The organism is Streptomyces sp. XY431 (assembly GCF_001279805.1).
Taxonomy (GTDB): Bacteria; Actinomycetota; Actinomycetes; order Streptomycetales; family Streptomycetaceae; genus Kitasatospora; species Kitasatospora purpeofusca.
This window is the reverse complement of sequence record NZ_LGDO01000303.1, coordinates 1-660: the sequence shown is the minus strand read 5'-3', so window position 1 is coordinate 660 and position 660 is coordinate 1. Positions and strand designations below refer to the sequence as shown.

Sequence of the window (660 nt, the reverse complement as noted above, 5' to 3'; positions counted from 1 at the left end):
GGGCGGGGTGGGCGGACCGCTGTCCCGGCGGGCGCCGGTTGGGAAGACGATCAGCTGTGAGGGAGGACTCCCGGCGCGCTTCCGCACGGCCGGGACTGCTCGACAGGCAAGCTGAAACGGTCCGACCCCACCCTGCCCCACCACTGTGCTGCCTGTATCAGGTAATTGCAAGTGATGCGCAATAAGTCGGACCCCGGGCGATCCACTACTCTCCGCACATGGCCACCCACTCCCCGCCACCGCCCCTGCTCCTGATCGACCTGGACCACACCCTGGTCGAACGTGAGGGCGGCCCCGACGCCTGGACCCCGGCCTTCTGCGCCACCCACGGCCTGCCGGCCGAGGCCGCCCCCACCGTCTTCGCCCTCTTCCGCGCCGACCGCTCCCCCACCGGCTTCGCCCGGATCGCCGCCCACTACGGCCTCCCGCACACCGGCGCCGAGCTCTGGGAGCAACACGTCGTCCAGGAGGCCGCCCGCACCCACCCGCTCCCCGGCGCCCCCGAGGCCCTCGCCGCCCTGCGCTCGGCCGGCTGGCCCATCGCCGTCGTCACCAACGGCTGCACCGACATCCAGCGCGCCAAACTCACCCGCACCGGCCTGCTCCCCGCCGTCGACGCCGTCGTCGTCTCCGAGGAGGCCGGCACCCGCAAACCGGACC

The 660-nt window shown here is 73.3% G+C and carries 1 protein-coding gene; it reads left to right on the top strand.

Annotation, left to right across the window (positions count from 1 at the left end; translation table 11 throughout):
• Nucleotides 1–218: 218 nt before the first annotated feature.
• A partial coding sequence (locus ADK60_RS24490; protein ID WP_159400553.1) for an HAD family hydrolase occupies nt 219–660 on the top strand: 442 nt, incomplete at its 3' end.